General features: G+C 49.1%; 23 protein-coding genes. 15 read left to right on the forward strand and 8 right to left on the reverse strand.

The genetic code is table 11. The annotated features are described in order from the left end of the window. Nucleotides 1-115 precede the first annotated feature (115 nt). On the forward strand, nucleotides 116-1,585 hold the full coding sequence (locus IPN95_31995) for a TlpA family protein disulfide reductase (GenBank protein ID MBK9453937.1): 1,470 nt from the start codon (nucleotides 116-118) through the stop codon (nucleotides 1,583-1,585). Between the two features lie 394 nt (nucleotides 1,586-1,979). On the opposite strand, the gene IPN95_32000 is transcribed toward IPN95_31995, so the two are convergent. Together IPN95_32000 and IPN95_32005 are read right to left on the reverse strand one after the other, a co-directional pair. Next, on the reverse strand, nucleotides 1,980-4,364 hold the full coding sequence (locus tag IPN95_32000) for a T9SS type A sorting domain-containing protein (protein MBK9453938.1): 2,385 nt from the start codon (nucleotides 4,362-4,364) through the stop codon (nucleotides 1,980-1,982). A 121-nt stretch (nucleotides 4,365-4,485) separates the two neighbouring features. Next, the gene (locus tag IPN95_32005) at nucleotides 4,486-5,988 is read right to left on the reverse strand and encodes a WG repeat-containing protein (protein MBK9453939.1); all 1,503 of its coding nucleotides are present in this window, start codon (nucleotides 5,986-5,988) and stop codon (nucleotides 4,486-4,488) included. A gap of 219 nt (nucleotides 5,989-6,207) precedes the next feature. Between IPN95_32005 and IPN95_32010 the strand changes: the two genes are divergently transcribed. Then, complete coding sequence (locus IPN95_32010; protein ID MBK9453940.1) at nucleotides 6,208-7,470, forward strand: sterol desaturase family protein; 1,263 nt, start codon at nucleotides 6,208-6,210, stop codon at nucleotides 7,468-7,470. 152 nt (nucleotides 7,471-7,622) lie between these two features. Further along, nucleotides 7,623-9,113 (forward strand): T9SS type A sorting domain-containing protein, encoded by a 1,491-nt coding sequence (locus IPN95_32015; GenBank protein ID MBK9453941.1) that lies wholly within the window; start codon nucleotides 7,623-7,625, stop codon nucleotides 9,111-9,113. A 79-nt stretch (nucleotides 9,114-9,192) separates the two neighbouring features. On the opposite strand, the gene IPN95_32020 is transcribed toward IPN95_32015, so the two are convergent. Next, on the reverse strand, nucleotides 9,193-9,750 hold the full coding sequence (locus tag IPN95_32020) for a hypothetical protein (protein ID MBK9453942.1): 558 nt from the start codon (nucleotides 9,748-9,750) through the stop codon (nucleotides 9,193-9,195). A gap of 121 nt (nucleotides 9,751-9,871) precedes the next feature. Between IPN95_32020 and IPN95_32025 the strand changes: the two genes are divergently transcribed. The 4 genes from IPN95_32025 to IPN95_32040 all read left to right on the forward strand — a co-directional run bounded on the left by IPN95_32025 (nucleotide 9,872) and on the right by IPN95_32040 (nucleotide 13,303). Then, complete coding sequence (locus IPN95_32025; protein MBK9453943.1) at nucleotides 9,872-10,384, forward strand: hypothetical protein; 513 nt, start codon at nucleotides 9,872-9,874, stop codon at nucleotides 10,382-10,384. 31 nt (nucleotides 10,385-10,415) lie between these two features. Continuing rightward, on the forward strand, nucleotides 10,416-11,063 hold the full coding sequence (locus IPN95_32030; GenBank protein MBK9453944.1) for a 2OG-Fe(II) oxygenase: 648 nt from the start codon (nucleotides 10,416-10,418) through the stop codon (nucleotides 11,061-11,063). A 708-nt stretch (nucleotides 11,064-11,771) separates the two neighbouring features. After that, the gene (locus IPN95_32035) at nucleotides 11,772-12,830 is read left to right on the forward strand and encodes a hypothetical protein (protein ID MBK9453945.1); all 1,059 of its coding nucleotides are present in this window, start codon (nucleotides 11,772-11,774) and stop codon (nucleotides 12,828-12,830) included. Nucleotides 12,831-13,135: 305 nt separating this feature from the next. Then, on the forward strand, nucleotides 13,136-13,303 hold the full coding sequence (locus IPN95_32040) for a hypothetical protein (protein MBK9453946.1): 168 nt from the start codon (nucleotides 13,136-13,138) through the stop codon (nucleotides 13,301-13,303). A 143-nt stretch (nucleotides 13,304-13,446) separates the two neighbouring features. Here IPN95_32040 and IPN95_32045 read toward each other — a convergent pair whose 3' ends face one another. Next, a complete protein-coding gene (locus IPN95_32045) occupies nucleotides 13,447-14,388 on the reverse strand; it encodes a hypothetical protein (GenBank protein MBK9453947.1) in 942 nt (313 codons plus the stop codon). A gap of 164 nt (nucleotides 14,389-14,552) precedes the next feature. On the opposite strand from IPN95_32045, the gene mgtE reads away from it, so the two are divergent. From mgtE to IPN95_32065, 4 genes are all read left to right on the forward strand, one after another. After that, on the forward strand, nucleotides 14,553-15,899 hold the full coding sequence (mgtE, locus tag IPN95_32050; GenBank protein MBK9453948.1) for a magnesium transporter: 1,347 nt from the start codon (nucleotides 14,553-14,555) through the stop codon (nucleotides 15,897-15,899). A gap of 112 nt (nucleotides 15,900-16,011) precedes the next feature. Beyond that, on the forward strand, nucleotides 16,012-16,488 hold the full coding sequence (locus tag IPN95_32055) for a hypothetical protein (protein MBK9453949.1): 477 nt from the start codon (nucleotides 16,012-16,014) through the stop codon (nucleotides 16,486-16,488). A 102-nt stretch (nucleotides 16,489-16,590) separates the two neighbouring features. Next, nucleotides 16,591-17,283, forward strand: coding sequence for a DUF4197 domain-containing protein (locus IPN95_32060; protein ID MBK9453950.1), 693 nt, complete (start codon nucleotides 16,591-16,593; stop codon nucleotides 17,281-17,283). Between the two features lie 49 nt (nucleotides 17,284-17,332). Further along, nucleotides 17,333-17,806: a hypothetical protein gene (locus IPN95_32065; GenBank protein ID MBK9453951.1), complete on the forward strand. Its 474-nt coding sequence runs from the start codon at nucleotides 17,333-17,335 to the stop codon at nucleotides 17,804-17,806. A gap of 6 nt (nucleotides 17,807-17,812) precedes the next feature. Here IPN95_32065 and IPN95_32070 read toward each other — a convergent pair whose 3' ends face one another. Then, on the reverse strand, nucleotides 17,813-18,439 hold the full coding sequence (locus tag IPN95_32070) for a DUF1684 domain-containing protein (GenBank protein MBK9453952.1): 627 nt from the start codon (nucleotides 18,437-18,439) through the stop codon (nucleotides 17,813-17,815). 113 nt (nucleotides 18,440-18,552) lie between these two features. Between IPN95_32070 and IPN95_32075 the strand changes: the two genes are divergently transcribed. The 3 genes from IPN95_32075 (at nucleotide 18,553) to nhaD (ending at nucleotide 21,205) form a co-directional block, all read left to right on the forward strand. Further along, a complete protein-coding gene (locus tag IPN95_32075) occupies nucleotides 18,553-19,164 on the forward strand; it encodes a GyrI-like domain-containing protein (protein ID MBK9453953.1) in 612 nt (203 codons plus the stop codon). A 176-nt stretch (nucleotides 19,165-19,340) separates the two neighbouring features. Further along, nucleotides 19,341-19,757 carry a (deoxy)nucleoside triphosphate pyrophosphohydrolase gene (locus IPN95_32080; protein MBK9453954.1) on the forward strand — a complete coding sequence of 139 codons (417 nt, stop codon included), beginning with the start codon at nucleotides 19,341-19,343 and terminating at the stop codon, nucleotides 19,755-19,757. 155 nt (nucleotides 19,758-19,912) lie between these two features. After that, nucleotides 19,913-21,205 carry a sodium:proton antiporter NhaD gene (gene nhaD / locus IPN95_32085; GenBank protein ID MBK9453955.1) on the forward strand — a complete coding sequence of 431 codons (1,293 nt, stop codon included), beginning with the start codon at nucleotides 19,913-19,915 and terminating at the stop codon, nucleotides 21,203-21,205. A gap of 19 nt (nucleotides 21,206-21,224) precedes the next feature. Here nhaD and IPN95_32090 read toward each other — a convergent pair whose 3' ends face one another. Continuing rightward, nucleotides 21,225-22,607 carry a HAMP domain-containing histidine kinase gene (locus IPN95_32090; GenBank protein MBK9453956.1) on the reverse strand — a complete coding sequence of 461 codons (1,383 nt, stop codon included), beginning with the start codon at nucleotides 22,605-22,607 and terminating at the stop codon, nucleotides 21,225-21,227. Next, nucleotides 22,607-23,287, reverse strand: coding sequence for a response regulator (locus IPN95_32095; protein MBK9453957.1), 681 nt, complete (start codon nucleotides 23,285-23,287; stop codon nucleotides 22,607-22,609). The genes IPN95_32090 and IPN95_32095 overlap by 1 nt, the downstream gene beginning before the upstream one ends. A 163-nt stretch (nucleotides 23,288-23,450) precedes the next feature. On the opposite strand from IPN95_32095, the gene IPN95_32100 reads away from it, so the two are divergent. Further along, nucleotides 23,451-24,719: a sodium:proton antiporter gene (locus IPN95_32100; GenBank protein MBK9453958.1), complete on the forward strand. Its 1,269-nt coding sequence runs from the start codon at nucleotides 23,451-23,453 to the stop codon at nucleotides 24,717-24,719. A gap of 62 nt (nucleotides 24,720-24,781) precedes the next feature. Here IPN95_32100 and IPN95_32105 read toward each other — a convergent pair whose 3' ends face one another. Continuing rightward, nucleotides 24,782-26,188, reverse strand: a complete 1,407-nt coding sequence (locus tag IPN95_32105; protein MBK9453959.1) for a chloride channel protein — start codon at nucleotides 26,186-26,188, stop codon at nucleotides 24,782-24,784. Between the last annotated feature and the right edge of the window lie 81 nt (nucleotides 26,189-26,269).

Here is a 26,269-nt window from a genome sequence, read left to right on the forward strand (position 1 = left end):
TTTTCCTTCAAACTGCCCTTCCCAATCTGCTGCGACTTCTGCAAATTTGCATTGCTCCCAAGACAATCTGCATTGGGATCACTATATTGCAATGAATTTCATCAACATAGAAAAAATGCGGAAGTTTCTGCTGACAGCTCTTGTCTTGATTCCCACCCTTTTGCTCTCGCAAAAGGTCGTCAAAATCGAAGGTGGCGTTGATCGTTCGCCGACCTCTACGCCCACGATGCGCCTCAACAGCCTCTTTTTAGGCGATGACCAATCGGTCACCATGCCTGTAAAAGACAGCAAGTTTGCGACCGAATTGAAAGTCGAATCGCCGATGGAAGCCAAGTTTTCCGTCAATGGTGCGCTTTTCCCGGTTTGGCTCGAACCGGGTACAGACCTGCGCATCGATGTCAGAACCACCAAAGAAAACAAAACAGAACTCGTTTGCTCCGGCAAAACCGGGCCTGAAAGCAATTTCCTCGGTCGTTTCCAGACCTTATTTGGCAAACATTATTTGGCCGATTCCATGAACAAGATGCTGCTCGACAGCACCATCGATGTTTTGGAATTGAATCTCTTTGAATATCGCAAACAGGAGACGGCATTCTGGGAAGCTGAGGTCAAAGGAAACACCTTCAGCCCGGCATTTGTGGCCTACATGAAGGCTCAAATTCAGTACAACTATGATCGTTGGCTCGCAGCTTTTCCGATTGTGCGTGCCAATGCAGATACTAAAATTCTCGAGGTGAAGCCGCTTCCACGCACGATTGAGAAGGGTTTCAGTGCCGCTGCTATCAAGAATGTCGCTTCGCTGAACAGCCTCGCATACAGGGAGTTTACCTATTACTACATCACCTACACGGTTTCCAAAGACAATGGGTTCAAGAAGTTCACTGACTCGAACATCGCATTGAACAAAAAGCATCCGGTTGCGGTCAAGAACCTTACCGGTCAGGCCCTCAACTGGTACACAACCCGCATCACAGCGGAATTGCTTCCAGGTTTGGCGCCAGGATCAGTGGATCGAATGAAGGACCTGGTGAAAAAAGGTACCATGGGCGATGTGTACGGGAAATACCTGGACCGTCAGATCTCTAAAGTAAATGCGGAGAAGGCCAATCAAGCCAAAAAAGGCGAAGCGGACAAAGCATTGGCTGGCGAAAAATATCCTGTGAAAATGGTCGACTTGAACGGCAAGCCGGTCAAAATGAGCGATTTCAAAGGCAAAGTCGTTTATGTGGACTTCTGGGCAAGCTGGTGCGGCCCATGTCGCAAAGAAATGCCCAATTCAAAGGCACTGCACGAGCGCTTGGCCAAGCAGCTCGACGAAAAATCAATGAAAGACATCGTTTTCCTCTACGTATCGATTGACCGCACCGAGGAGCCTTGGCGCAAGGCCATTACCGATATGCAACTCGAAGGCACACAGGCCTTCAGCTCTGCTGAGTGGCAAGACGGCGTTGGCAATTTCTTCCAAGTTGCCAGCATCCCGCGTTACATGGTCATGAATAAGGCCGGCGAAATTGTGAACATGAATGCCAGCCGTCCAGGCGATCCTGCAACAGAATCCATGTTGCTCGATTTGGTCAAAAAGTAAGTTCCGCCTAAAAAATAGCATTCGGCGAAGCAGCCTCCCTCGGGAACCGCTTCGCCGAATTTGTTTTATGGGGATTGCCTCATTGACCGGTGTTGCTTCCGCGCACAATTCCTCACGAACAATGTACTCAGAAGGAAGTCATTCTTGTCACTCAGAGCGTAAGTCCTATGACACTCAGCGCAGCCCTACTTGTCACTCAGCGCAGCCCTACTTGTCACTCAGAGCGCAGCGATGAGTCTGAAAACGGAGAAAAAATCAACACTGAAAAATATCCTTTGCTACCAGATCCGAAGATGCATCACTTCGTTCTGCATGACAATGCCGCTCTGTACTCTGTACTCTGTACTCTGTACTCTGTACTCTGTACTCTGAACCCTGAACTCTGAACCCTGAACTACTCAATCACCAGTTTCCCAACCTGTTCGGCTTTGCCTTTGAGGCGATAGAAGTAGATGCCAGCGCCAAGGTCGCCGCGTTCGATTTCGAGGCTATTGCTGCGCACTTGCCCGTAGTCACGCACGACGCGGCCTTGCATATCCAGAATCTCCAAGGTGAATTTCTCCTTGGCAAACATGTCAAATTCCAAGGTGGTACGCTTGGAGAATGGATTGGGGAATACGCGCACATGGTAAACGTCCGCGATGTCAGCGACTGCAACCGACGTGATACAGCTTCCGTCAATGGTCGAAATCACACCTTCGTATTCGCTATTCAAGACGTCTACAATTTGATCGATGCAGATGAGTCCCCCCGTGACAGAGGCAAATTCCAAGCGACACAAGTTGCGCCAAACCACGCTTTTTCCAATTGCACTGTCCTGCATCGTCAGCGAAATGACCGTTCCGCTGGAATTGACCTGGACGGTATTGGGATATTCGATGCTGGGAATGAGATTCGAAGCTGCAACCAGATTCAAACCACTGACTTCAAACTGATAGGCGGCAACGCGGCAATCGGGATTCAGGATTTCGACGTCCACCGTGCGGTTGTTGTAGTCGATCGCACCCAGACGTAGGCTGACGCTGTCATTGATATTGACCACGTTGGAGGGCAAATCGCTGCAATAGTCATGGATGCCGCCGCCTGTCACCAGGAATCCGTCACCGCGCAATGCGCAGGCATTGATCAATGCGGCATCGAAAACCGAAATTTCGCCGTCACCGTTCAAGTCCGTGCAATTGGTGAGCACAGGCGTATTGGAAAGGATATCATTCACGTACGTCGTTCCGTCCAACACTTGCTGAGCCTGATTGTTGTCGACGTCGCCACGCAGCGCAGTTCCGTCGCAGACGCCGGCACAATCCAAAACTGCTCCGCCAAATACGACGCCGTTGCAATCCACCAGCGGTTGGCAATTCGGATCCAAGGTAAACGAATGGTTGTGCCCGCCAGGAACCGGATCCTTGACCAAGTTGAAGCAAACTTGGGCCCAGTTATTGTCAAAATCCTTTTCCACACGACCCAAGGCGTCGGGCAATTGATTCCAGTTTACGCGCACCACGAGCGTGTACCGCCCGCTGGGAACGGTCGTGATATCAATCCATTGGCATTGAAGGCCAGCATCATAGATATCTCCGCAACCCGTTGAAATCCCCATGTTTCCGCAGCCATATTGGGCAGTTCCACCTCCGGAGCATTCCAAATCCAGCACACAGAAGCCATTTTTGAACCCGATGGGCAGGGGTTGTGCGAGCGAATCATACAACACATATTCAGCGTAGCCCGCAAAATGCCAGTGCCCGTGACAGACGTCAAACTGAAACATCTGCGGATTGGCATTGGGTTCGCCGATGTAATAATCCTGCGTACCAATGTTTTTGATGTGGGTGGTAAAACGCATCAAATCACGGGTGCCATAACCCGTCAAGCAGCCTTCATTGACCAAGCAAGGATCGACCTGAGTCAAAATGTCGAGTTGCAGGGAGCCTTCGATGGCGGATTGAATCACGGTCAAGTCAGGACCATCGGGGCAGAGCGTATCTCCGGGATAGTAGCATGTATCAGAAACGGTCGCCAATGGATTGTAATTGCAGGCATTGGGGTCAGTACAACCGACGACAGGGCCCAAATAGGTCAGGGACCAGTTGATCGGACCCGTGCAATTGCTGCCTTGATCCCCGATTCTAATCCAATAAGGTGTGCCGCCGGCAAAATGTCCCGTGACGCGTGCCTGCAACGCACAATCGTTGTCGTTGTAATAGGCAGTGCCTTGGTTGGTATTGTCCCATTGCAAGCCGACACAGTGGTCGTACACCCAAATCACCGTGTTACAGGAATTGTTGCCGCAGGTACTGATTTCGTAGGTTCCGGTCGAATCGGGAATCCAGAGATACCAAAAATTCCGGTGACTTGCCGAATAGGTTCCCGTGGTGACAGTATCCGCAAAGGAGCAGTCAGATCCGGGAGCGCAGTTGCCAAACATGGTCGATTCTTCGAATGAAAAGTTTCCGCCAGAAGCCACCTGCGTGCCGCCGTAGGTCACAGAATAGGAACCCGTGCCAAACGAACAACAGATGCCATCGCCATAGCTGTCAAAAATCGTGAACCGCAAGCAGGCGCCTGTATCCACGCAAAGCGTATCGCCCAAAGCATTGACGCCTGAGCCGAGCAGGGTATTGTTGCCATCACGCAACTCCCAAGTCGTTTCGGTGGGAAATTGATCCGGCACAATCGTCACCGCTACTTCAATCTGTGAATTGGAGCATTGGGCAAGGGCCATTTCCGCTGAAAAAATGAAGAAAGTGAGGAGCAAGTACTTCAAAAAGGGCGTCTTTAACATATTCGAAGGGGGCTGGAAACGATAAATGAAACACATACCTATTCTAAAGGTAAGGATCGGTTTCGAATGTTCAAGGTTGGAATCCGACAAATGCATGAGAAAATGAGGTCGAATCCCTGTTTCAGGAAGCAGGAAGGACAAAGGCTTTGCCCCGCACATCGATATAGAAAAATTCAGCGGGATTGGTGGCACTCCAAACCCGCGCCAAGCCATCTGCAAAACAATGTACGGCTGAATATTGGCATGGAATTGCAAGCTTTCCTCGGCGATCGCAAAATCCCCAGAGATTGTCCCGCATGACGGCAATCAATTCACCTTGCTCACAATTCGTACTGACCCAATTCTTTTGAATACTGCCGATCCAATCGGCTCCACAGCCAAAGCGGTTGCCCTTCTGATCCACAAAACAGTGTTTCCCCCGTTGCGAAAGCGTTGTAAATCCGATATTTCCGAGGGAATCCCTTTTGAGACGCGCTTCCGTTTGATTGCGCAGCATCGGCGGCACGATCCAATGCCCGCGACGGTCAATGACCCCGAATCGCATTTCCCGCACAACCGAATTGTTGCTCATCATCTTATTCCCGACGATGGCAAATCCCTTTTGAAAGGGTTCCGCACGATCAAAACGGAGTTGAATTCGGAGTTGGCCTTCCGCATTGGCATAGCCAAAACGCACACCTCCGCCCGGGGCGAGCTGACAAATGGGAATCAAGCCTTCTGCCATGGCGCCCGGCGCTTGAATGCCATCTGACAATGAAAAATCAACTTCGCCGTTTCGTTGCATTAAAACCCAAGCTCCAGCGCGGTTCACGGACACCCTTCCTTGGAAAAATCCGCCCTCTTGAACCGATTCGTAGATAAATGGCAGCACCTCATGGCCAAAACCGTCAATAAATCCCCAGCGATTCTTGACTTTCGCCGCTACAAGCCCTTCGCTCATACCTTGCAATTGGTCAAATTCGCAGGCGATGCGCAAATGGCCCTCGGCGTCAATCATTCCAAATTGCCGGGCGCGCTCCACCACAGCAAAGCCATCTTGAAAAACGCCGACATTTTCAAAAATTGCTGGCATACAAAGGTCGCCGCACACATTGTAGAGTCCCAACCGACCATTTTCCCGAACTGCAAACAACTCCGTAAAATTCCCTTGATCATCACGCAACTGACTCACCTGCTCATAGTTACAAGGGATGATCAGCAAACCCTCCGGGTTGGCAAGCCCCTTTTTCCCACCTTGGTCCAACAGGAAATAGCCACTCTTCAGTTCATAAACAGCATCCAAATTGTATTCCGTCAGTTGACAACCTTCATAGTCTGCCAAAGCGAATTTCTTCCCTTTTCTGAGGTGCAAAAGCCTCCCTGTGACAATTTGATCCTGTTCAGGCGCAATGATCCAATTGCCCTCGGTGTTGATCAAACCATATTGATTGCCTTGTCGGACGACAGCCCGGCCATTGACAAAAGGCATCGCGTCCTGGAAACTTGCGGGAATCAGCACCTTCATTTGGGCATCACAATAGCCAAAACGATCCCCGATTCTCACGGGAATCCTTTCCGGCAAATCTGCCTTTGCCGTAAGAGAAAACAAGATTCCTAGACCAAGGAAAATAAAACGCAGACGCATGGACAACAATCAATCGAAACACGGAAAATTAACCCAATGCCCGTCATTTAGCAAAATTTTCATTCGTGAACGTGCAAGAATTCCAATGATTCCTTGCCTGCGTCAGACATGTTGCCAACCGGCAAAGATTTTCACAATCAGCTTGTAAGCAAACCTTTGATTTCATACTTTTGAAACGGGATATTTCAATTTTCATATTATTTTTTAGATTCCTGAGCGATGAATAGCCATTTGATGATTGTTTTTGCCATCCCCTTTTTCTTGCTTTTGATGGGCCTGGAGGCACTGTGGGGTTATGCCAAGGACAAACACATTTATCGCCTCAACGACACGCTATCCAACCTGATGATCGGAATTGGAAACCAAGCCTTTAACCTGATTTGGAAGGCAGGAATCCTGGGAATCTACGTTTGGATGTTTAACCACATTTCGCTTTTTCAGCAACCCAAAACACTTTGGTCGTTTTTCCTTTGCCTCGTTGCCTTTGACTTTTTGTTTTATTGGGCGCATCGTTGGGGCCATGAAGTCAACCTGTTTTGGGGAGCGCATATGGTTCATCACAGCAGCGAAGAATACAATTTGAGCGTTGCCTTGCGGCAGTCGTGGTTTCACAACGTCCTCGCATTTTTTGTATTCCTGCCCTTGCCAATCCTGGGTTTTGATCCGGTCATCTTTGGCGCAGCGGCTGGAATAGACACCTTGTATCAGTTTTGGATTCATACAAAATCGATCGGAAAATTGCCGCGATGGATCGAATGGATTTTTAATACGCCCTCCCACCATCGCGTACATCATGGCCGTAACCCAAAGTACATCGACAAAAACCATGCTGGCGTATTGATCATCTGGGACCGCATGTTTGGCACCTTCCAAGCTGAGGAAGAGGAAGTTGTCTATGGCATCACGACGCCGCTCAAAAGCTGGAATCCCATGTGGGCAAACCTACACTACTATGTAGATCTTTTTCATCTTGGGAAATCCTTTGGTAAATGGTCAGATAGATTCCGCCTGATTTTCGCGCGACCAGGTTGGAAACCAAAGGAAATGGGCGGATACCAATCCACCGCTCCACTTGAAAAACAGGACTTGGTACACTACAACGCAAGCAATACCAAATCATTCGTCGCCTACGTGGTAGCACAGTTTGCGTTGATGATGGTCGGATTGGTTCAATTGATGATTCACTTCCAGGAACTTACCCTGTTTTACAAACTTGGATTCCTCACGGTCATTATCGTGACAGGGATGATCTGCGGGGCCATTTTGGAGAACCGGAAATGGGTGTTGATTGCGGAGTATTTCCGGCTTGCAGTGGTGATTGCCCTGCTGAATGCGGTGTACTTTGAGCTTTACACCGAATGGTTTTTGTTTATGGTGATCGGCTCGGGGGTAGGATTTGTGGTATTCAACCTCTGGTTTACCTTGGGATGGATTTTTCAACGCAGGGAAATGCAACTTGCTACAGGTGGCGGCGGCAAATAGCAAGGCAAAATGTGAATAAATCCCGAATCGCAACGCCAAATATGAACGAATTGCATGCCGAATTGGGCCGATTTAGGCCAATAACGCTGTAATGTGCCTCAAAAAATGGTCAAAAATCAACAAATGTTTAATTTCTGCGAAAAGTTGATTTCGTGGAAAAACTAAGGCGAGGATTGTGGAAATTTGCATTGGAATTCAGCTTCATACAGGATGTCAAAGGGTTCCAGCAAAATGTCATGGTGAAACCACGTAAATTCTTCAGCCTCTGTCTCTTCACCGTTTTTGCGTTGCTCGCGGGATATGCTCTGGCTCCGGCCCAGGGACTCGTGGTCAATGAAGTTTCCAATGGTCCGGCAGGTGCGCAAGAATACTTTGAGCTCGTGGTCGTGGGACCATCTACCAATCTGAACTGTGGCCCAGTTGACCTTAGAGGCTGGATTATCGATGACAACAACGGCGATTTCTCCTGCGGTGCCTGTGCGGGAACCGGGATCGCGGCGGGCCATTACCGCTTTGGTTTGAATCCTGTTTGGGCCGCTATTCCCACTGGATCGATCATTGTGCTTTACGATCCAGCTGTCAAAAATCCGAAAGTGCCTGCCGATGACCCCAATGATACGAGCCCTGCCGACGGTGTCTATATTCTGCCGACTTCACATGCTACATTGGATGGAAGCACCACGCCTTGCGCAGGAGGCAACATACCCTTACCACTCGGCGCATGCGGTTCGTGCACAGGCAACGCAACCTATATCGGAGCCTGTTACACAAGCGGATTTGCCGGCACCAACGCAGGTTTGCGCAACACCGGAGATGCTGCGCAAAGCCGTAGACCCGATGGCACATATTTTCATGGAATCAGTTACGGAGATGCACCTTCACTCATCAATGGCGGTCCCGACGGTTTGTTTTTCCCCATTGTCGGCACCACCAGGTACTTCGAATTTCTGAATACCACCAACGACGATTTCAGAAGCATTTCCAACTTTGGTTCCGGAACTGTTGCTTCCAATGGCGAGACTCCGGGATTGGCCAATTCGGTTGCAAACGCAGCTTGGATTGCCTTTCTCCAATCTCCATGCCTACTCCCAGTCACTTATTTGCGTCCACTTGAAGGCAATGCAGAAAATGACAGAAACGTATTGACTTGGACCACGGCAACCGAAATCAACAGCGCCTATTTTGACATCGAGCGCACAGCAGATCTTTCGGAAGAATTTGTGTCCATCGGATCCGTCAATGCAATAGGCAGCCAAGAAAGTCCGGCATCTTATCGGTATTTCGATATGAATCCGGGACGCGGAAAGCATTGGTATCGGCTCAAGCAGGTGGACGCCAACGGGCAATACCTCCACTCCAATGTGGTGGAACTCACTAACGCCAACGGAATCGAAAACGCATTGGAAGTTTGGCCAAATCCCGCCGCAGACCAACTTCATATTCGCGTGAATGCGATCAATGCCAATGGATTGCAATTAAGCGATGCGCTCGGGCGTCTGGTTTGGCAACCTTCCACGGAATTCAATAACACGATTTTTGAAACCTCAGTCGACATTCAAGACTTGCCGCAAGGAAATTATTTCCTTCAATTGCGTACCGCAAATGGAATCATGACCAAAAAAGTATCGGTCATTCATCCATAAGACCGAACGAAGGGTTGTGAATCATCCGCTTTGTACCGATGGAATGCGCACGTTAGCAATATCCACAAAGCATTCCAAGCTAGCGTGCATCGTCCTCATTGACAGCCTGTACCGTCTTGCGCAGCAGTTGGGTATGGTGCCAACTTTGCATCGTTTCCCGGTATAAAAATTGACGTAGGATTTCTCCCAATGCAAAAATGGACGTTGCGGCAACATCCGCCACCCACATTCGTCCAAAAGCCTCAACGAACCCAATTGGCCCAAAATCAATCGGAGCTCTTTTGGCCACGACCCAAAACAATACGCATTCCAGCAATACAAAAAGCGTGTAAAACATCAGAATGACCATGAGCAACGTCAGGAAACGAAAGCCAAGAATATTTTGCGCTGACAGTGTAGCTGCGAGAATTTGCGCCTTTCGCACAATCCATTCCCCAATCAACAAGACAAAAACCAACCACAAAATTAGCGGCAAATAGCCGCCTGAAGAACTCGACAAGGTCGACCATCTGGAACCGATTTCAGCGAACCAACCTTGGGGTTCAAATACAAAAAAGTAAATGCCGACGAGGACAGCCTGCACCATGAGATGAGGCCAAATCGTAAACGGAAATGCTATTTCGGGGTGCTTACGCATTCCTACAAATGAACAAAAAGATTCGAGATTCTCGTCATCGCATGCTCAAAATCGCCCCAAAAACGAGTAGCTTATTGCCTTGAGCGGATTTCTTGTTAACTTTGCAACACTAAAAAATTGTATGAAAATCGTATCTCATAAGACCATAGACACAACCATCTCCGAAATGGACGCCATGAAGGAGGAAGCGATTTCCAAGCTTGTTCAATCATTTGCAGATGAACAGCCGGGAATTATGGCTTTTATCATGGCACAGGAAGAGGACTTCAGTGACGATGATTTCAATTCGTTGATAGATTTGACTTTGCTGATCTTCCTTTGCTTCAAAAACGAATGCGGAAAAATTCGCACGTTGACCATCGAGGAAGTCGAGGCAATGGACGACAAGCAGCTTGCTCACTTGGATTATCTCGAATCCCTGAGCGAAGTTGATTTGGAGATCGAAATGGCCAATACGATCCAAAACTCCAAGCAGCCATTTATTCTGGAATATATCACCGAAGAGTTGTCGATACGTGAAGAAGAAGGCGAATTTGACGATGAATCAGGTGCTGCCTATTTCTTCCCGACGCTTCAGCTGGTGATCGAAATGCTCGATTCAGCCGCAAATGCTGGATTCATGAAGGTTGTCTGAGCGCATCAGCAAGGAATTGCCGCGACATACAATGGCTGATGCAACTTCATCTGAGGAATTGTTTGAGACGATCGTCTCAAAATTAATGGCAGAAGACTTTGCGATCGTCGATGACTTTTTGGACGAATCAGCATGCCGCGTATTACTTGAATGCTTGGTTGGTCGACAGAAAATTGGGCAATTCAGGCAAGCGGGTATTGGTCGCGGCGCTGAATTCGCACAGCAACAGACCATCCGAGGAGATGAAATTCTTTGGTTGGAAAAGGAGGATTCGGACCCCGTCATCCAGCAATTCATGGAGCGGATGGAAAGCCTCATCGCCTATTGTAACCGCACCTGTTTCACTGGAATTCGAGACATGGAGGCGCATTTTGCCGTTTATTCAGAAGGTGCCTATTACCATCGCCACCTGGATCAATTCCGCGGCAATGGGAACCGGAAATTTACATTCATTTTATACCTCAACTTTGATTGGCAACCCTCTCATGGAGGCTGTTTGCGGATGTATTTGCCTCAAGGGGACACGGAGATTGCCATGGATATCGCGCCACAAGCAGGAAGGCTTGTATGTTTTAAGAGCGATGCGATTCCGCACGAAGTGCTTCCTACGCACGCTTTGCGGTACAGCATTACGGGATGGTGGCTGGAACGCGAGAAGCAATTGAGCTTTTTAGGATAACCATTCGACCCTGTCGCAGCAACTTGTCAGGTGGTCGCAAGGAACTGCAACAAGCAGCTCAATTTAGCCAACAAACAACGCATAAGACAAATATAACTAGCAAGTGTATTGCCTTCAATGCGGCAATCCGAAATCCAATCCGGAAATTATTTGGAACACGGGAAACCGAATGAGTGAACGATACGCCGAAAAAGTGGCCAATTGAACGCAAATGCTGCAAAATTGAACTACTTCAGAATGCAATGACCACAAACAACAATTCCACCAAAATTAGCATTGAAGGATTTAAAATCTCATTTGCGCCAATCCTTCAACATCACTGTCGAAAATGGATCAATGACCTTCAATTTTGGATGATTTTGGAGTAAAAATCTTGTGCACGAGCCGAATAGGTCAATTTTTTCAGCGAATTATCCCCGTTATTGAAAAACAATTGTAGTTTTTTTTAGCCGACGCAATTGATTGCCAATCATTCAACAAAATCGGCCAAATTGACCCTAAAAAGGCCGAAAATGATCCTGATTGACAAATGAATCCGGAGCGAAATTCAACTTGGAATTCACACAATTTCAAACATTATTCAAGATTTGAACACAATTTCGCACTTCCCACGTTTTACATTAAAGACAACTATTGTAAATTCATGGCAAGATTCATCTCTCCAGATTTAGTTGGTAGTTATTATTATTGAAAAAAAATTCTTTTGAAATGAGCAACGATATCACGAAAGTACTCGAAGCGGAAGTAAAGCGCATCGCAGGCGAGATTCAAACACTTGAATCAAAAATCGCATCTTTGAAGGGCCAACAAGCTGCATTGAACAGCACGGTGGACTTCTATCGCGGAACAGGCAAGAAGGCCGCAGCAGCTCCTGTTGCTAAGCCAACTACCGGCGCCAAGCGCGGTCCAAAACCAGGCAGTGGAAAGCCAAAGGCTGTCGCCGTTGGCGAAAAGAAAAAGCCGGGCCGTCCAAAGAAGGTTGAAGCCGCAGCTCCTGTAGCTCCTGCAGCTCCTGCCGCACCGGTTGCTCCCGTAGCCGTTGCTGAAAAGAAAAAGCCAGGTCCAAAAGCTGGTGTAAAAGCTGCAGCCGTTGCTGCTCCTGCCAAAGTTGCCAAAGTTGCCGAGGCACCAAAGACCGCAGCAGCCGCAAAGCCTGCTGTGAAAGCACCCGCAGCAAAGCCTGCTGTCAAGGCACCTGCAGTTAAAGCAGCCGTGGCTGCTCCCGTTGCAAAGCCAGCTGTAAAAGCAGCTGACGCACCGAAGCCTGCAGTCGTGGCTGCCAAGCCAGCAAAAGCTCCAAAGGCTCCCGCAGCCCCAAAGGCAAAAGCTGTCGCCAAAGCCGGTAGCATCGCAGCGCGCACAGCTCCAAAAGCTGACGACAAAGCTGCTGTTGTTGCAGCCCCTGCTGCAAAGCCAGCTGTGAAAAAAGAGGAAAAGGCGGGCGCCAAGCCAACCGTTACCAAAAAAGCTGACAAAGGCCCACGCGGTCCGAAACCAGGCGTTTCGAAGGCTGATAAAGGTACTTCGCTCACCGCAAAGGTGCTCGAACTCTTCAAGCAACATGGTGAATTGGAGCCGATCGAAGTTGCCAAAGGCACAGGTGTCGGTGCTGAAAAATTCAATTCCGTGCGTAGCACAATCAACATCCTCTTCCTGAAAGGCACACTTGCCCGTCGCAAGAAGGATGGCAAAAGCAATACTTATTCTTATGCCGCCCCAGCGTGGTACAAAGAAAAAGGTATCGCTTTTGAGGTTGGCGGCAAATAAGGATTCATTTCCTGAACGTCACCTTGGATAACCAATTTAGACCCTGGGCTTGCCCGGGGTCTTTTTTTATGGCCCCATTCGGCAATTTGGCGACTGCGCTTTCCTTCGAAGATCAAGCTTAAAAAAGGCGATTAGTCGTGTTCAACCACCATGCAACCGGAAAATTGCATTCGGAGTATCCAATTCATTTGCGAACTGAGGATCGTTTCAGATGTTCCTGCCCTGCACCCTCCCGCAATGATTCCTGTCAGCCGTCAACCATTTTCAATCTTAACGGTTATCTTTGAGTATAATTCAAAAAGCTCATGGAAGTCTGGCGCAAGATTCTCTCCTACATCACCTTCAAAAAGCAGTCTGCCCCTGCCAATGGCTCGGATGGATTTAATCTGCGGGCGATGCACACGATCAACAAAATTTCGATTCTGATGTTTCTTGTCGGCTTGGTCGTCCTGATTATCAAAATGGCGACTTGATCCCGCAGGGAAAAGCAGAAATGGCCCAATCCGATATGCGTGGATTGGTTTTCTTTTCAAAAGTTGTCCCAACAAAAAAAGCCCCGAGGGGGCTTTTTCCGTTTATTTTGATCCTGGCAGAGCCAGAAATTCCACCAATCCTGTCAAGCTTGTGGCTTCGAACGATCCAGTGCAAGCGCCAAGAATCCCGAGAAGACGAATGTAGCCATCACGGCAAGAATCACGAGAATACTGCGCTTGGGGCGGTCTTTGTAACCACTGACGATGGGATATTCGGTCACCCAAAGCAAGCTTGGGAACTGTTTGATGTTCAGCTCGCGGGCCATTTGCTCACGGCGCAGGTCCTGAAAACGCAATTCCAAGGAATAAATGTACAATTCCATTGACTTGGCGTGATCGTACAATTCGTTGAATTTAGGCTCTGTGCGCATCTTTTGGGCCAAAATCTCGGAAACGGCCGGACCGGCATCGTCGATATGGTAGATATTGTAAAGCTGACGCAATTTGGAAAGCGAATCGTTGATGAGTTTGCGCTCGGCATCGACTTCGTTCAACTGTTCGATCGTGGCCGACAAACCCGTTTGCCGCGCAGAAACCCTTTCAAAAAAATTGCTGGCAAGCGCCAGTGCAGCATCGGCTTGATTTTTGGCATGTTGAGGATCACCGTCCCAGCATTCGATGGAAACGACGCTGTTGCTGGTGAAACTGACCTTCATATTACTCTTGAAGGCAGCCTCAAAGCGCTTGGCGCCCTCTTTTGATGCGCGATCAATACCATACCTTTCGTAGAGATTGAACTTCTTGTCGAGGCTGTCCATCACTTGCGGCGACTCCAGATAGGCCACGGTACGGTCAATATCCTCTTCATCTGCAGCATAAAAGCCTTTGTAGGCGATACCGTTGCCAAACACCATCGTGCTGAGCGAAGTAATTGACGGCGGCACAAAAGCAGCTGTGCTTTTGAATTCGTCCTGCATGCGTTGGGTCATCACAATCGAAATGACACCGGCTGCAACGCAGGCGGCCAAAATCCAAAGTTTCCAGCGCCAGAGCTTGCCTAGGCCAAATTTTACATTGTGTTCCATCGAAACGTTTTCCATCCAATTCTAGAGCCTGGGCTCGGTTTCCAAAAAGAGTCGCAATTTAGAAAATATATCCATTCACAAGAGGGTACGAAATTAGTACACTCCCGGCAAAAGGATGGGCAAAACTGTTTTCGATTGAAGGCATCCTTGATTAGCTTTGAGCAATGCCTGAAAGGTCCAACAATATCGAGCGTGTAAAGCAATTTTTGGCCAACTCCCTGGAGCAGGCCAAACCGTTGCTGAAGCATCTGCACCCTTCAGACATCGCTGCAATTCTTGAGGACGTCTCGCCCGAAACCCGCAAACGGATCATCCGGCTCCTGCCTGTGGAGACGGCCTCTGAGGCGATTGTGGAGATGGATGAAGAATCCCGCCCCGAGGAATTGTTGATGCAGCTCACGCCTAGTCAGGCCGCAAAAATCATCGAAGAACTTGATCCTGACGATGCTGCGGACCTTTTGGCCCAGATTCCGCTCAAAGATTTGCGGCAAATCATGGCCCGCTTGGAGGACGAAGATACCAAGCAGATCCAGCAGCTCATGACCTACGACGAGGAGTCTGCCGGGGGGATCATGACCCCCGAGGTCCTCAAGGTTCCGGACAATTTCTCCAAACGGGAGGCGATGGATGAAGTCTTGCGCATCTCCGATGAGATGGAAGACTTTTACGTGATTTATGTCGTCGATGAAAATGATGTGCTGCTCGGAACCGTCTCGATCAATGACTTGATTCGCGCCAAACCTTGGACCAAAGTCCGCGAACTCATCGACGAGGACTGTGTAAAAGTCCATGTTGATACCGATCAGGAAGAAGTCGCGCGCATGATTTCGAAGTATAATCTGGCGGCGATTCCCGTTGTGGACAGCAATGGCCGGCTTCTGGGTCATATCACCTTTGACGACGTCATGGACGTCTTGGAAGAGGAAAGTACCGAAGATATCTTGCGTATCGCCGGTGTTTCTGAGGATGAAGAATTGCGGGGTAGCTGGCGCAATGCCGTCAAAAGCCGCCTACCTTGGTTGCTGGTCAATCTTCTGACGGCATTCGTCGCTGGTCTCGTCATCAGCTCCTTCTCCGATACGATCGACAAAATCGTGATTATCGCAAGCTTCATGCCCATCGTCGCAGGGGTCGCCGGAAACAGCGCCACCCAAGCGCTTGCGGTGACCATTCGACGTATCAGCACCGACCGCGTCAATGCCAAACAAAATTTCCGCGTGATCTTCAAAGAGTTGATCGTCGGCTTGGTGAATGGCCTATTGCTCGGTGCCATCACCGGAACAGCAGCCTTTTTCCTCGGTGGAAACCCGATGTTGGGACTCGTTGTATTCCTTGCCATGGTCGGTAATTTGCTCATCGGGGCATTTGCAGGTTCAGCTATCCCCTTGTTTCTCAACAAAATGGACATCGATCCTGCAGTAGCGTCCTCCATTCTCATGACAGCCTTGACCGATATTCTTGGATTCACATTGCTTCTCGGATTGGCGACCTTGATTCTCGATTTGGGGTAATGGGAAAAGCACGAATAAACATGAAACCTGCAGCAGAATTGGCCAATTCGATCGCTCACAAATGCGCAGAACTGCCAACTGATCCTTCCTCTTTTCCAGCCCGTCTTAGCCTATGAAAAAGAATAAGATATTAATCATCGCAGCGCTTGTGACCATGTTGGTTGCCGGCTATTTCCTTGTTTTCTTTGATCGTGGATCGGAGAAAAACCAAGAAACCGACAGTATGACTTCGGCGGATTCAACCGAAAGCAATTCCTTGCTGCTCAAGCGCAAAGAAGCCATTGAAAAGGAAAAAAACACACCCAAGGACTTTGTAGTGATCGAGATTGATCCCAAGAAAAACCTGTTTGGGGAAACCGTGATCGAGGGCAAACTCACCAACAAGGCAAGCCTGACATCCTATAAAGACTTTGAGTTGATGATCCACTGGAACGACGAAACGGGCATGGTGATGGATTCTGCGGTCGAAGTGATCCTGGAGCAGTTGGATCCGGGCGAGGAAGTGGAATTCAAAACGAAGCGAAAAGGACCACGTAAAAGCCGTAGCACTGTGATGACCCTGCGTGCGGCCAAGGCAAGTGTGGAGTAGTTGGCGCATTCTGGTATGGAATTTGCCATGTTTTCCCAGAATCCGATTTTCCGCTTCGAATTCAATTCGTATCTTTCAATTCAATTTTCAAAGTCCATGAAACTGAAAAAACTCCTGCTGCTCCTCCCCTTCCTGTTGGTTTTGACTGCCTGCGAAGGGCTTGAAACTGGGCTCACAGATGAGGAAGTCGTTGCTGGGCTCAAGGAAGCCCTTCAAGTCGGTACGGATTCGAGTGCGACAGAATTGAACCGTCAAGATGGCTATTTCGGGAATCCGTTGGTCAAAATTCCATTTCCTGAGGATGTTTCGTACGTCGCCGATGCACTCGCCAACTTCACGATTTTGGGGCAGCCGGTCGGTCAAACTGCTGTTGATGCATTCGTTTTGAAGTTGAATAGAGCTGCGGAAAATGCTGCTGACGAAGCCAAACCGATCTTCATCAATGCCATCTCGGCCATGACTATCGAAGATGGCATGGGCATTTTAATGGGTGCCGATGATGCCGCCACCAACTATTTGAAGGTTCAAACCTTCGACGATCTCAAAACAGCATTCAAACCCGATATCCAAAATTCTTTGGATCAAGTCGGTGCCCAAAATGCATGGAATGACGTCACCAATTATTACAACGTGATCAGTTCGACGCCCGTAAATACCGACCTTGCGGACCATACGACCGGCAAGGCCCTCGACGGACTCTTCAAGCTGATTGCAATCGAAGAACTCAAAATCAGAACCGACGTCAATGCACGGGTGAGTGATTTGCTCATCAAAGTTTTTGGCGAGCAGGATTGATCCGCTCCGATTGTTCTGGCTCACGTACAGGCTTCTAGCTTCAAATTCAATGAAAATCAAAATGACATACTTTTTGACCCTTTTATTGGGCCTGACCGTCCTTACAGCCTGCGGTGGCAATACCAATGCAAACGTCAGTGCGCGTTCAAATGCGGCGGAAGCACCGTCTTTTGATCCCACCCAACCGGGCAATGTCGTCAGTCGCCTCTTTGAAGCGGCCAAAGCCGATGATCCCAAACTGTTGGCTGGACTTTGTGATCCTGAGAAGCAAAACGACGGCGATACAGATTGCCTTTGCGCACTTGATCCGGCCTACGTGCCTCACCAATGTGGCGAAGACAGCGGAAACCGCATTTCTTGGGAGGAATTCAAGGAGTATTTCCAAAATGGTTCCTTGGCCGGCGAACCCACCATTGCAGGGAATGAAGCAGGTGTACCTTTCCATTTTGGATCCTCTGGCACAGAATCGGAAACCATGACCTTGGTCAAGCGAGGCGAAAAGTGGTATTTGAGCAGCTTCTAAGCAAAATCAATGGCCGCCTTTCCAAGCCTTGACCCCCGCCAGGACTTTTGAATCCATGTAGTTTTCCTGCGGCGGAATCGGGCAGCTCCATCCCGTGCTGTAGGCGCAATAGGGATTGTAACATTGGTTGAAATCCAAATAGACTTTGTCGGATTTCGGCATTTTCCAATCGATGTAACGACCTCCCCCATAGGCTTCCTCCCCACTTGCATGGTCTTTGAAGGGAATGAAGAGGTCTTCAGCATATTCCGCCTTGGATGCCAATTTCAAGTTTTGGTAGGCTGATAAAGTGTCTTTGCGGCCGTTCAAGGTGAAATGCAATTCGCCATACTTCACAAATGTTTTGGTTTTCCCGCTCACGGTTGGCATTTCGAACGGTTTTTCATCAGGCGTGCGCACGAATGTCACGGGTACATAAAACGCTTTCGAAATGGGGAAAAAGTCATGGTGCTTGAAGCCGATCCGATCCAAGCTGTCCAGCGGGGAATCCTTGGGATCCCGATACTGATGGTTCAACTGCTTTTGAAAGGATTTTGCGGCCCTTTTCCAATTGTTGGACTGTGCCATACCCACGCCTTGGAACATGGTCAAAAATGCCATCAGCAGGAGGAAAGGGTGCGGTAGACGCTTCATTCTATTCATTGAATCCGAAAAATAGGCAAAAAGCAGAGGTAAATCAGTGTTTATACATGCAATCCCTGACGAAGGTCTATCTTTTTCAATCTGAATTCCCTTAGAATTGGGGCATGTTAAAGATTGATTTCAAGAAGCAGGATCATCCGTTGTATTCGGCAGCGGCAAACGTGGCATCCATGGTGGATGTGCCTGCAATGAATTTTTTGATGATCGATGGAGAAGGCGATCCCAATTCTTCAAAAGTCTATCAGGAGGCCGTAGAGGCACTTTTTTCAATGGCCTACGCGCTCAAATTCAAGATCAAAAAGGGTTCCGAAGCGATTGACTTTGGCGTATTGCCGCTCGAAGGACTTTGGTGGGCCGATGATCCCCAAGCCTTTGTCGCCGGGAGAAAAGCGGAATGGAAATGGACGCTGATGATTCGGCAGCCGGATTTCATCACCGGCGAAATGGTCGCAGAAACAAGGTCCGAAATGTTGAAGAAGAAGCAACTCTCAGCCTTGAATTTTATGCGCTTCGGCAATTTCACCGAGGGAAAATGCGCTCAAATTTTGCACGAAGGACCGTTTTCGGAGGAAGGGCCCACCATCGAACGCCTGCATTCTTTCATACAATCCAAAGGCCTCAAGCTCTGCGGCAAACACCATGAAATTTATCTCAGTGACGTTCGCAAAGCTGCGCCTGAAAAATGGCGGACGGTGATACGACAGCCGGTGCGATGAGCGTTCCTTGTAGCATTGTCAGGTAGCGAATCGCCCGACCTCAGAATGCGCAGGACTATCACGAAACTGGATCGCTACGCTTGAAGGTAACCATCACCGTGTTACGTAAGTGGGGAGAATTGGAAACTTTACCTTTCATTTTCAATTCTCTATGAATAAGTCCTACCTTTGCACCCGTGATTTTAGTAACTCGGGGAATTATCGTCCAAAATGGGAGTGTTTTGGCTGCGCAGCGGCCCGAAACCATGTCCCTACCCTTTCTTTGGGAACTTCCCGGCGGCAAACTTGAACCCGAAGAATTGATTGAGGATTGCCTCGTGCGTGAGACATTTGAAGAATTGATGCTGCACGTGGAAACCCGCGAGCGTCTTCCCCATGTGGATAGGATGTTCCGCGACAAACATTACCGCATGATCCCATTTATCTGCGAGGTCGTGGGCGGCAAACTCAAAGCTGTCGAGCACGCGCAAGCGGTTTGGCAACCCATGGACCGGTTGTTTGAATTGGACTGGGCACCCGCAGAGGAAATGGTGTTACGGCAATTTGTAGCAATTAAGTTTCCTCAAACCATGGTTGCAACCGCTGCCAACTGATCTGCATTCCCTTCCAATTCTTTTTCGGCGGCTATCAGGTGACGGAATTCACCCGATCTAATACCATTTTAAGGCATATACCTCCCACTTGGATTAGTTTTGAGAAAATGATCGGCGCCGATAGATAGGGAATGCCGATGTTTTTCGAATAACTTATGGGTGTTGCGGTCACGATTATTTTTGTTCTAGGCTACCTGCTGATCACGATGGAGCATGCCATTCGTGTGAACAAAGCTGCCATTGCCTTGGTCACCGGCGTCGTTTGCTGGGGTATTTTCCTCTTCATGACCCCCGATCATATCGCTAGCCTTCACCATTTGGAGGAAGAAATCGCGCAAATCGCCTCCTTGATATTTTTCCTGATCGGTGCGATGACCATCGTTGAATTGGTGGACATCTATGGCGGATTTGACCTGATCACCATGGCCATCAAAACCAAAAGCACGGTCAAACTCTTATGGGTGATAGCGATTCTGACATTTTTCCTGTCGGCCATTCTTGACAACCTTACGACAGCGATCGTGATGACATCGGTTGCAGGCAAATTGCTGGAAGACAGGAAGGAACGACTTTTGTTTGTCGGCATGATTGTCATCGCGAGCAATGCCGGCGGAGCTTGGTCACCTTTGGGTGACGTGACAACCACGATGCTGTGGATCAGCCACAAGATTTCGGCAGGTGCGACGGTGCACAACCTTTTGCTGCCGAGTCTCGCAGCGATGTTGGTGCCGCTCGCGATTGTATCACTTTGGCTTAGAGGCACAGTAAAATCTCCGGATAAGGACCCCAATGACCAGCCTCAGGTATCGTTGGCACAACGACTATCGGTCGTCGGCGTCGGCTTGGGCGCATTGATCATGGTGCCGGTTTTGAAGGTGGTCATCGGTTTGCCCCCCTACCTGGGGATGATGCTGGGTCTGGGGTTCATTTGGATTGTGACGGAGGTGATCCATGGCAAAAAGCCTGTGGAATTAAAGGAGAGGCTTTCGGCCTCCCATGCGTTGGAAAAAATTGATACGCCGAGTATTCTGTTTTTCATGGGCATTTTGTTGGCGGTTGGTGCCTTGCAGGTAACGGGCGTTTTGGGGGGACTTGCCGCTTGGCTAGACGCTGCTGTGCCCAATCGAAACGTGTCCGTGATCATGATCGGATTGCTCAGTGCTGTGGTCGACAACGTGCCGATGGTCGCTGGAGCGATCGATATGTATCCCTTGGAGCAATACCCGATGCTTGGCGAAGATGCGGCTTTTTGGCATTTTCTGGCCTACTGTGCGGGAACCGGGGGATCCATTTTGATCATCGGCTCCGCCGCGGGCGTCGCGGTCATGGGCATCGAGAAGGTGGAATTTTTCTGGTATCTCAAACGGATCAGCGGCTTGGCTTTGGCAGGCTATTTTTCGGGAATCGGGGTATTTCTCCTCATGCAGCAGCAAGGGTGGCTTATCTGAAAAAGGGCTCCCATTTACCCTATTGAGGGTTGGAGGATGCAATCGTCGGCATTTTGATTTGGAATTGTGTGCCGTTTTCCTTGTCTGAACTGACCTGCAATTCGGCGCCATGAAGGTCAAAAATTCTGCGCACCAAAGACAAACCAATGCCGTGGCCGGTCCCCGAAATGGTATTTTTCCCGCGGTAAAACGGTTGGAATATGTTGTCCAGGTCCTCAGCCAAAATGCCAATTCCGTGGTTTTGAAACACCAGACTGATTTGATAGGGCGCTGTCTTCAAAGTGAGTTTTACAGCTCCGCTGTCGGAAAATTTGCAGCCGTTTTCCATCAAGTTGGTAAATGCAATGCCGAGGAGGTGATCATTTCCATTGACCATCAATCGCTGTGCATCCTCAGGGAGATCCATATCCATTTCTACGTGGAATTCAGGATGGTTTCCAAGGAGCTGCTCGCGGCAGATCCAAAGCAATTCATCGATGCGTAAGGGTGAACGGGTGAGCTGTACTTGATCGGTATTGAGACTCGCAAGATCCAGCAGGCTTGAGGCAGCGCGGTTTAATTTTTGAATGTCTTCCAAGACCGATTCCAAGGTGCGCTGATAGTCGGCATTGTCCCGTTCACGCAACAAGGATACTTCCAACTGCGAGGTAATTGCCGTCAGCGGATTCTTCAATTCGTGTGAAATATTGGCTACAAATGTCTTTTGAAGGTTGAAAGCATTTTCCAGCCGCGTCAGCATTTTGTTGAAGGTTTGGGCTAGGCGCGCGATTTCGTCGGTGCGATTTCCTTCATCAAGGCGTGCGTCGAGGTTACTTGCCGAGATTTGCTTCATCCGCGCAACGATGTCGTTGATTGGCTTGAGGGCTCTGCCAGCAAAGACCCAGCCCGCGATGCCGACCACGATCAATCCGCCAAGGAAAACCGTCAACAACAATAGCTGTCGCTTGCGCAGCTTGTTTTTGCCGAAATTGTCAATCGCCCCCGCAGTGACCACATAGTCACCCCCGGGCGAGGGACAATGCAGTCCGATCACCTCAAAGTCACCATATTCGCTTTGGACTTCGCCCAATTTTCGAATTTTGTCCAGTTCTGCAGGTGTTGTTTGAAATGCCCTTGCATCGTTGGTGGTGTACACGATCTCGTTGGCGCTGTTGTAAATGTTGATGCTCTCAGAGGGCAAAACATCCCGCTTGTTCCGGTCGATCAACCTGAGCAAGGTTGAGTCCACTTCAGGAACACGTAGAAACAAGTCCGAGGTGGTCGTTGCCTTTCCTCGCAGTTGTGTAAAAAATTCAAATCTACGGTATTGAGCAGTTGAGTAATAAAGGATGGACACGGTGACCAGAAGGATGGTGGCCACAATCATCGCAAACTGCACAGTGAGCCGTGTCCTGATCTGCATTAATCCTCCCTGATCACATAACCCATTCCGATATAGGTTTGAATGAGCTTCGGTTCAAAATCCCTGTCAATCTTTTTGCGCAAGTAATTGACATACACCTCCACGACATTCGTGCCGGTATCAAAATTGATTCCCCAAACCCTTTCGGCGATATCCACCTTGGAAACGACACGCCCTTTGTTGCGAAGAAGGAATTCCAAAAGGGAGAACTCCTTGGCCGTCAACTCGATTTGCTTTCCTGCTCGCGTGACAACTTTTGAATCCAAACCCAGTTCCAAGTCGGCGACCCGCAAGTTGCGGTCATCGTTGGTGAAGTGAATGCCGCGCTTGAGCAATGCGCGCACGCGCGCCAGCAACTCCTTGAATTCGAATGGCTTACTGAGATAGTCATCCGCACCGGACTCCAATCCGTCCACTTTGTCGTCGGTTGTTCCCAACGCAGTCAAAATGAGGATCGGGGTGTCTATGTTTTTGCTTCGCAGTTCCCGGCAAATGTCAATTCCGCTCAATTTGGGAAGCATCCTGTCGGTAACGATTAGGTCATAACCCATCTGCACAGCAAGATCTCGACCTTGCGCGCCATCATGTGCAACATCAACATTAAAATCGTGTTCGACCAATCCTTGCCGGATGGATTCCGCTGTCTTGATTTCGTCTTCAATGATGAGTAATCTATACATGGCTATGCATTTGAAAAGGTGAAACTGACCTGCCAAGGACACCAAAGATACTGGAATCCACGATCTGATGCGGTTGCTTTCCATTTCTAACGAGATTCTAACGCAAAGGTTCATGGCAATCCTACCTCCTTTAGCCTTATCTTTACTCAATAACGTTGCAAGAATGTCCACTGCTATCATAATTACCATCTGTCTTCTTCTTTTGGCTGCTTATGCCTTTGATATTTCGTCTCCGCTCACCAAAATCCCTTCCGTCATCCTTTTGTTGGGATTAGGATGGGGGCTGCACAGGGGTACGGATTGGTTGGAAACTGACTTGCCGAACCTCGAAGGAACGTTACCTGTTTTAGGCACGATTGGCTTGATTCTGATTGTTTTAGAGGGCTCTTTGGATTTGGACCTCGATCGCTCCAAGCTCAAGATGGTCAGAAAGGCTTCGTTGCTTGCCTTTGTTCCGATGCTGTTGCTGGCAAGCGGATTGGCGGTCGTGGTGACCATGGTCTCTGGCGCTTCATTTTTGGATGCGCTGACCAATGCGATTCCGTTGGCGGTGATCAGCAGCGCGATCGCAATCCCTACCGCACAGGCCTTTAAAGGGCCGGAACGCGAATTCGTGATTTACGAAAGCAGCCTGTCTGACATTGCTGGCGTATTGGCTTTTAATTTTGTGGCTTTGAACGAAGCGTTTGAGCTTAAGACCTTTGGCGCCTTTGGCCTTCAGATGTTGGTGATCGTAGTCATCAGCTTTTTGGCTACGATTGCGCTCGCTTTTCTTTTGAGCCGGATCAAACACCACGTGAAGTTTGCACCCATTGTTTTGCTTACGATTCTCATTTATGCCATTGCAAAGGCCTACCATCTTCCCGGTCTGATTTTGATTCTTGCGTTTGGAATGTTTCTTGGAAATCTGGATCGATTCACACGTTTTCAATGGATACGAAAACTGCGTCCGGAAATTCTGGAAATGGAAGTCAAGAAGCTGAAGGAGCTGGTCATGGAAGGCGCATTTTTGATCCGAGCACTCTTTTTCCTCGTGTTTGGCTATTATATCAAAACCGAAGATGTGCTTGATCCTGTTTCGTTGGTTTGGGCCTTGGGAATATGTGCCGCGATTTACGGCTTGCGCGCACTCTGGCTATGGGGTTCTGGTCTGCGTTTGATGCCATTACTTTTTATAGCTCCACGTGGATTGATCACGGTTTTGTTGTTTCTTTCGATTCCTGCATCACGTAGTCTCCCGATGTTTGGCCCTTCCCTGATCATCCAAGTTGTGCTGATTTCATCGCTGATGATGATGTTTGGTACGATGTTTTCCAAATCAAAAAGTCCCAAGACCGCAGAGGTGGAAGCAGAGAACCAGGAAGTTTTTCCTGCAAGGTTGTCCGACCTCGGTTTGGCAGACCCAAGTTCGCATGAGGGGAAAGAAATTTAGAGGCCCTTTCTTACTCAGACCATCTAATTTTTGGGAGCGTATTGTTGGGGGCAATACGACATTCAGGGTGCGGGATCTGGCGGATTGAGCTCCTTCAAGAACCTGTCTTTCAAGTTCTCATACAGCGATTTGCGTTCTACAAAGTAGGCAAAGATATTGGCGACCATTCCTGCGGCCATTAAATGGAAGATCAGGCTATGGCGGTCGGTCATTTCCAGGACGAGAATGGCAGAGGTAAATGGGCTGCGTGTGATGCCTGTGAGGAAGGCAACCATGCCTGCGACGATCAATAAGTTGGAATTGGGCCCATTGAGATCAAACCAACCTGCGACCGTCGCGCCGATGCTCGCGCCCGCGCTCAATCCCGGGGCAAAAATTCCGCCGCTTGCTCCGGTCGTGAAACTCGAAATTGGCCCGATGATCCTGACGATGGGCAGGTACCATTCCACCCGTTTATCGGCAGAAAACAAGGTGGTGTTCATGATTTCCTTGCCCGAACCCATGGCTTCAGCGGATACAAAGTAGATCATCGAGGCCATCACCATCGCGCATAGCATCAAAAACAGCAGGTGATCGGTGACTTTGCGAAACTTGTCCTTCCATGCAAAAATGGCGAGTACGGCTTTACTCGTTGCGCCACCCGCGAGGCCGCCGATGGCTGCGACGAGGATGACCCCCCAAAATGCGCTCAGTGTGTATTGACCGATTTGCGGATAACCCAGGTAAAGATAGGAACCCGATATGCCCTGTGCAGCCAAGCCTGCGATGATCACGGCCGTAAAAATGGCGGTGCGGAAACGTGTAAAATGCGTTTTGCTCAGTTCCTCTACGGCAAAAACGATTCCACCCAATGGCGTGTTAAATGCTGCCGCCAATCCCGCTGCAGCACCCGTCAAAATCATATTTCTGCGAGAAACCTTGGGCCACCAAGGTGGCAGCATCGCATTGACCTTGCGAAAGATCGCGGCCGAAATTTGAATTGTTGGCCCTTCACGTCCGATTGCTGCGCCCCCCAAGATCATCAGCAACGAACTGGCAATTTTGACGAGAATTATTCTAATGCTCAGCAATTTGGGAACCTTGTCGTGTTCCTTTTCATTCGCAAGTTCCAATGCAGCAATCACTTGCGGGATCCCAGACCCGCGCGCGCCCGGTGCGTACCGCCGTACCAGCCACCATGCTGTGATGACGCAAAAGGGCATGATAATAAAAATACTCCAATCCGCAATGGCATGCAGTTCCAAGGAAATCGATTCGGCCAAGGAAAACAACTGGGCATAGCCCACAGCCACGAGCCCGACGATGACCGAAGCAGACCAGAAGGGAATCGCTTGCAAAATGTTGTGCCGGATGCGTTCATTCTTCTGAATCTTGGAGAAAAACGCACTTGCACGACCCAACCAATCACGTCTGCGGGCGAGTTCCTGAAGTTTCTTTCCAAATTTATTGAGCGGGGAAAGTGTATTCATCTGTTGTCTCGGAAATGTCTCGAATCAAGCATCAACCATTTGAAAATTCGCAGAAGATCGGCTTCGCTCGAATTCACATAC

It is taken from the genome of Bacteroidota bacterium (assembly GCA_016718825.1).
Taxonomy (GTDB): Bacteria; Bacteroidota; Bacteroidia; order J057; family JADKCL01; genus JADKCL01.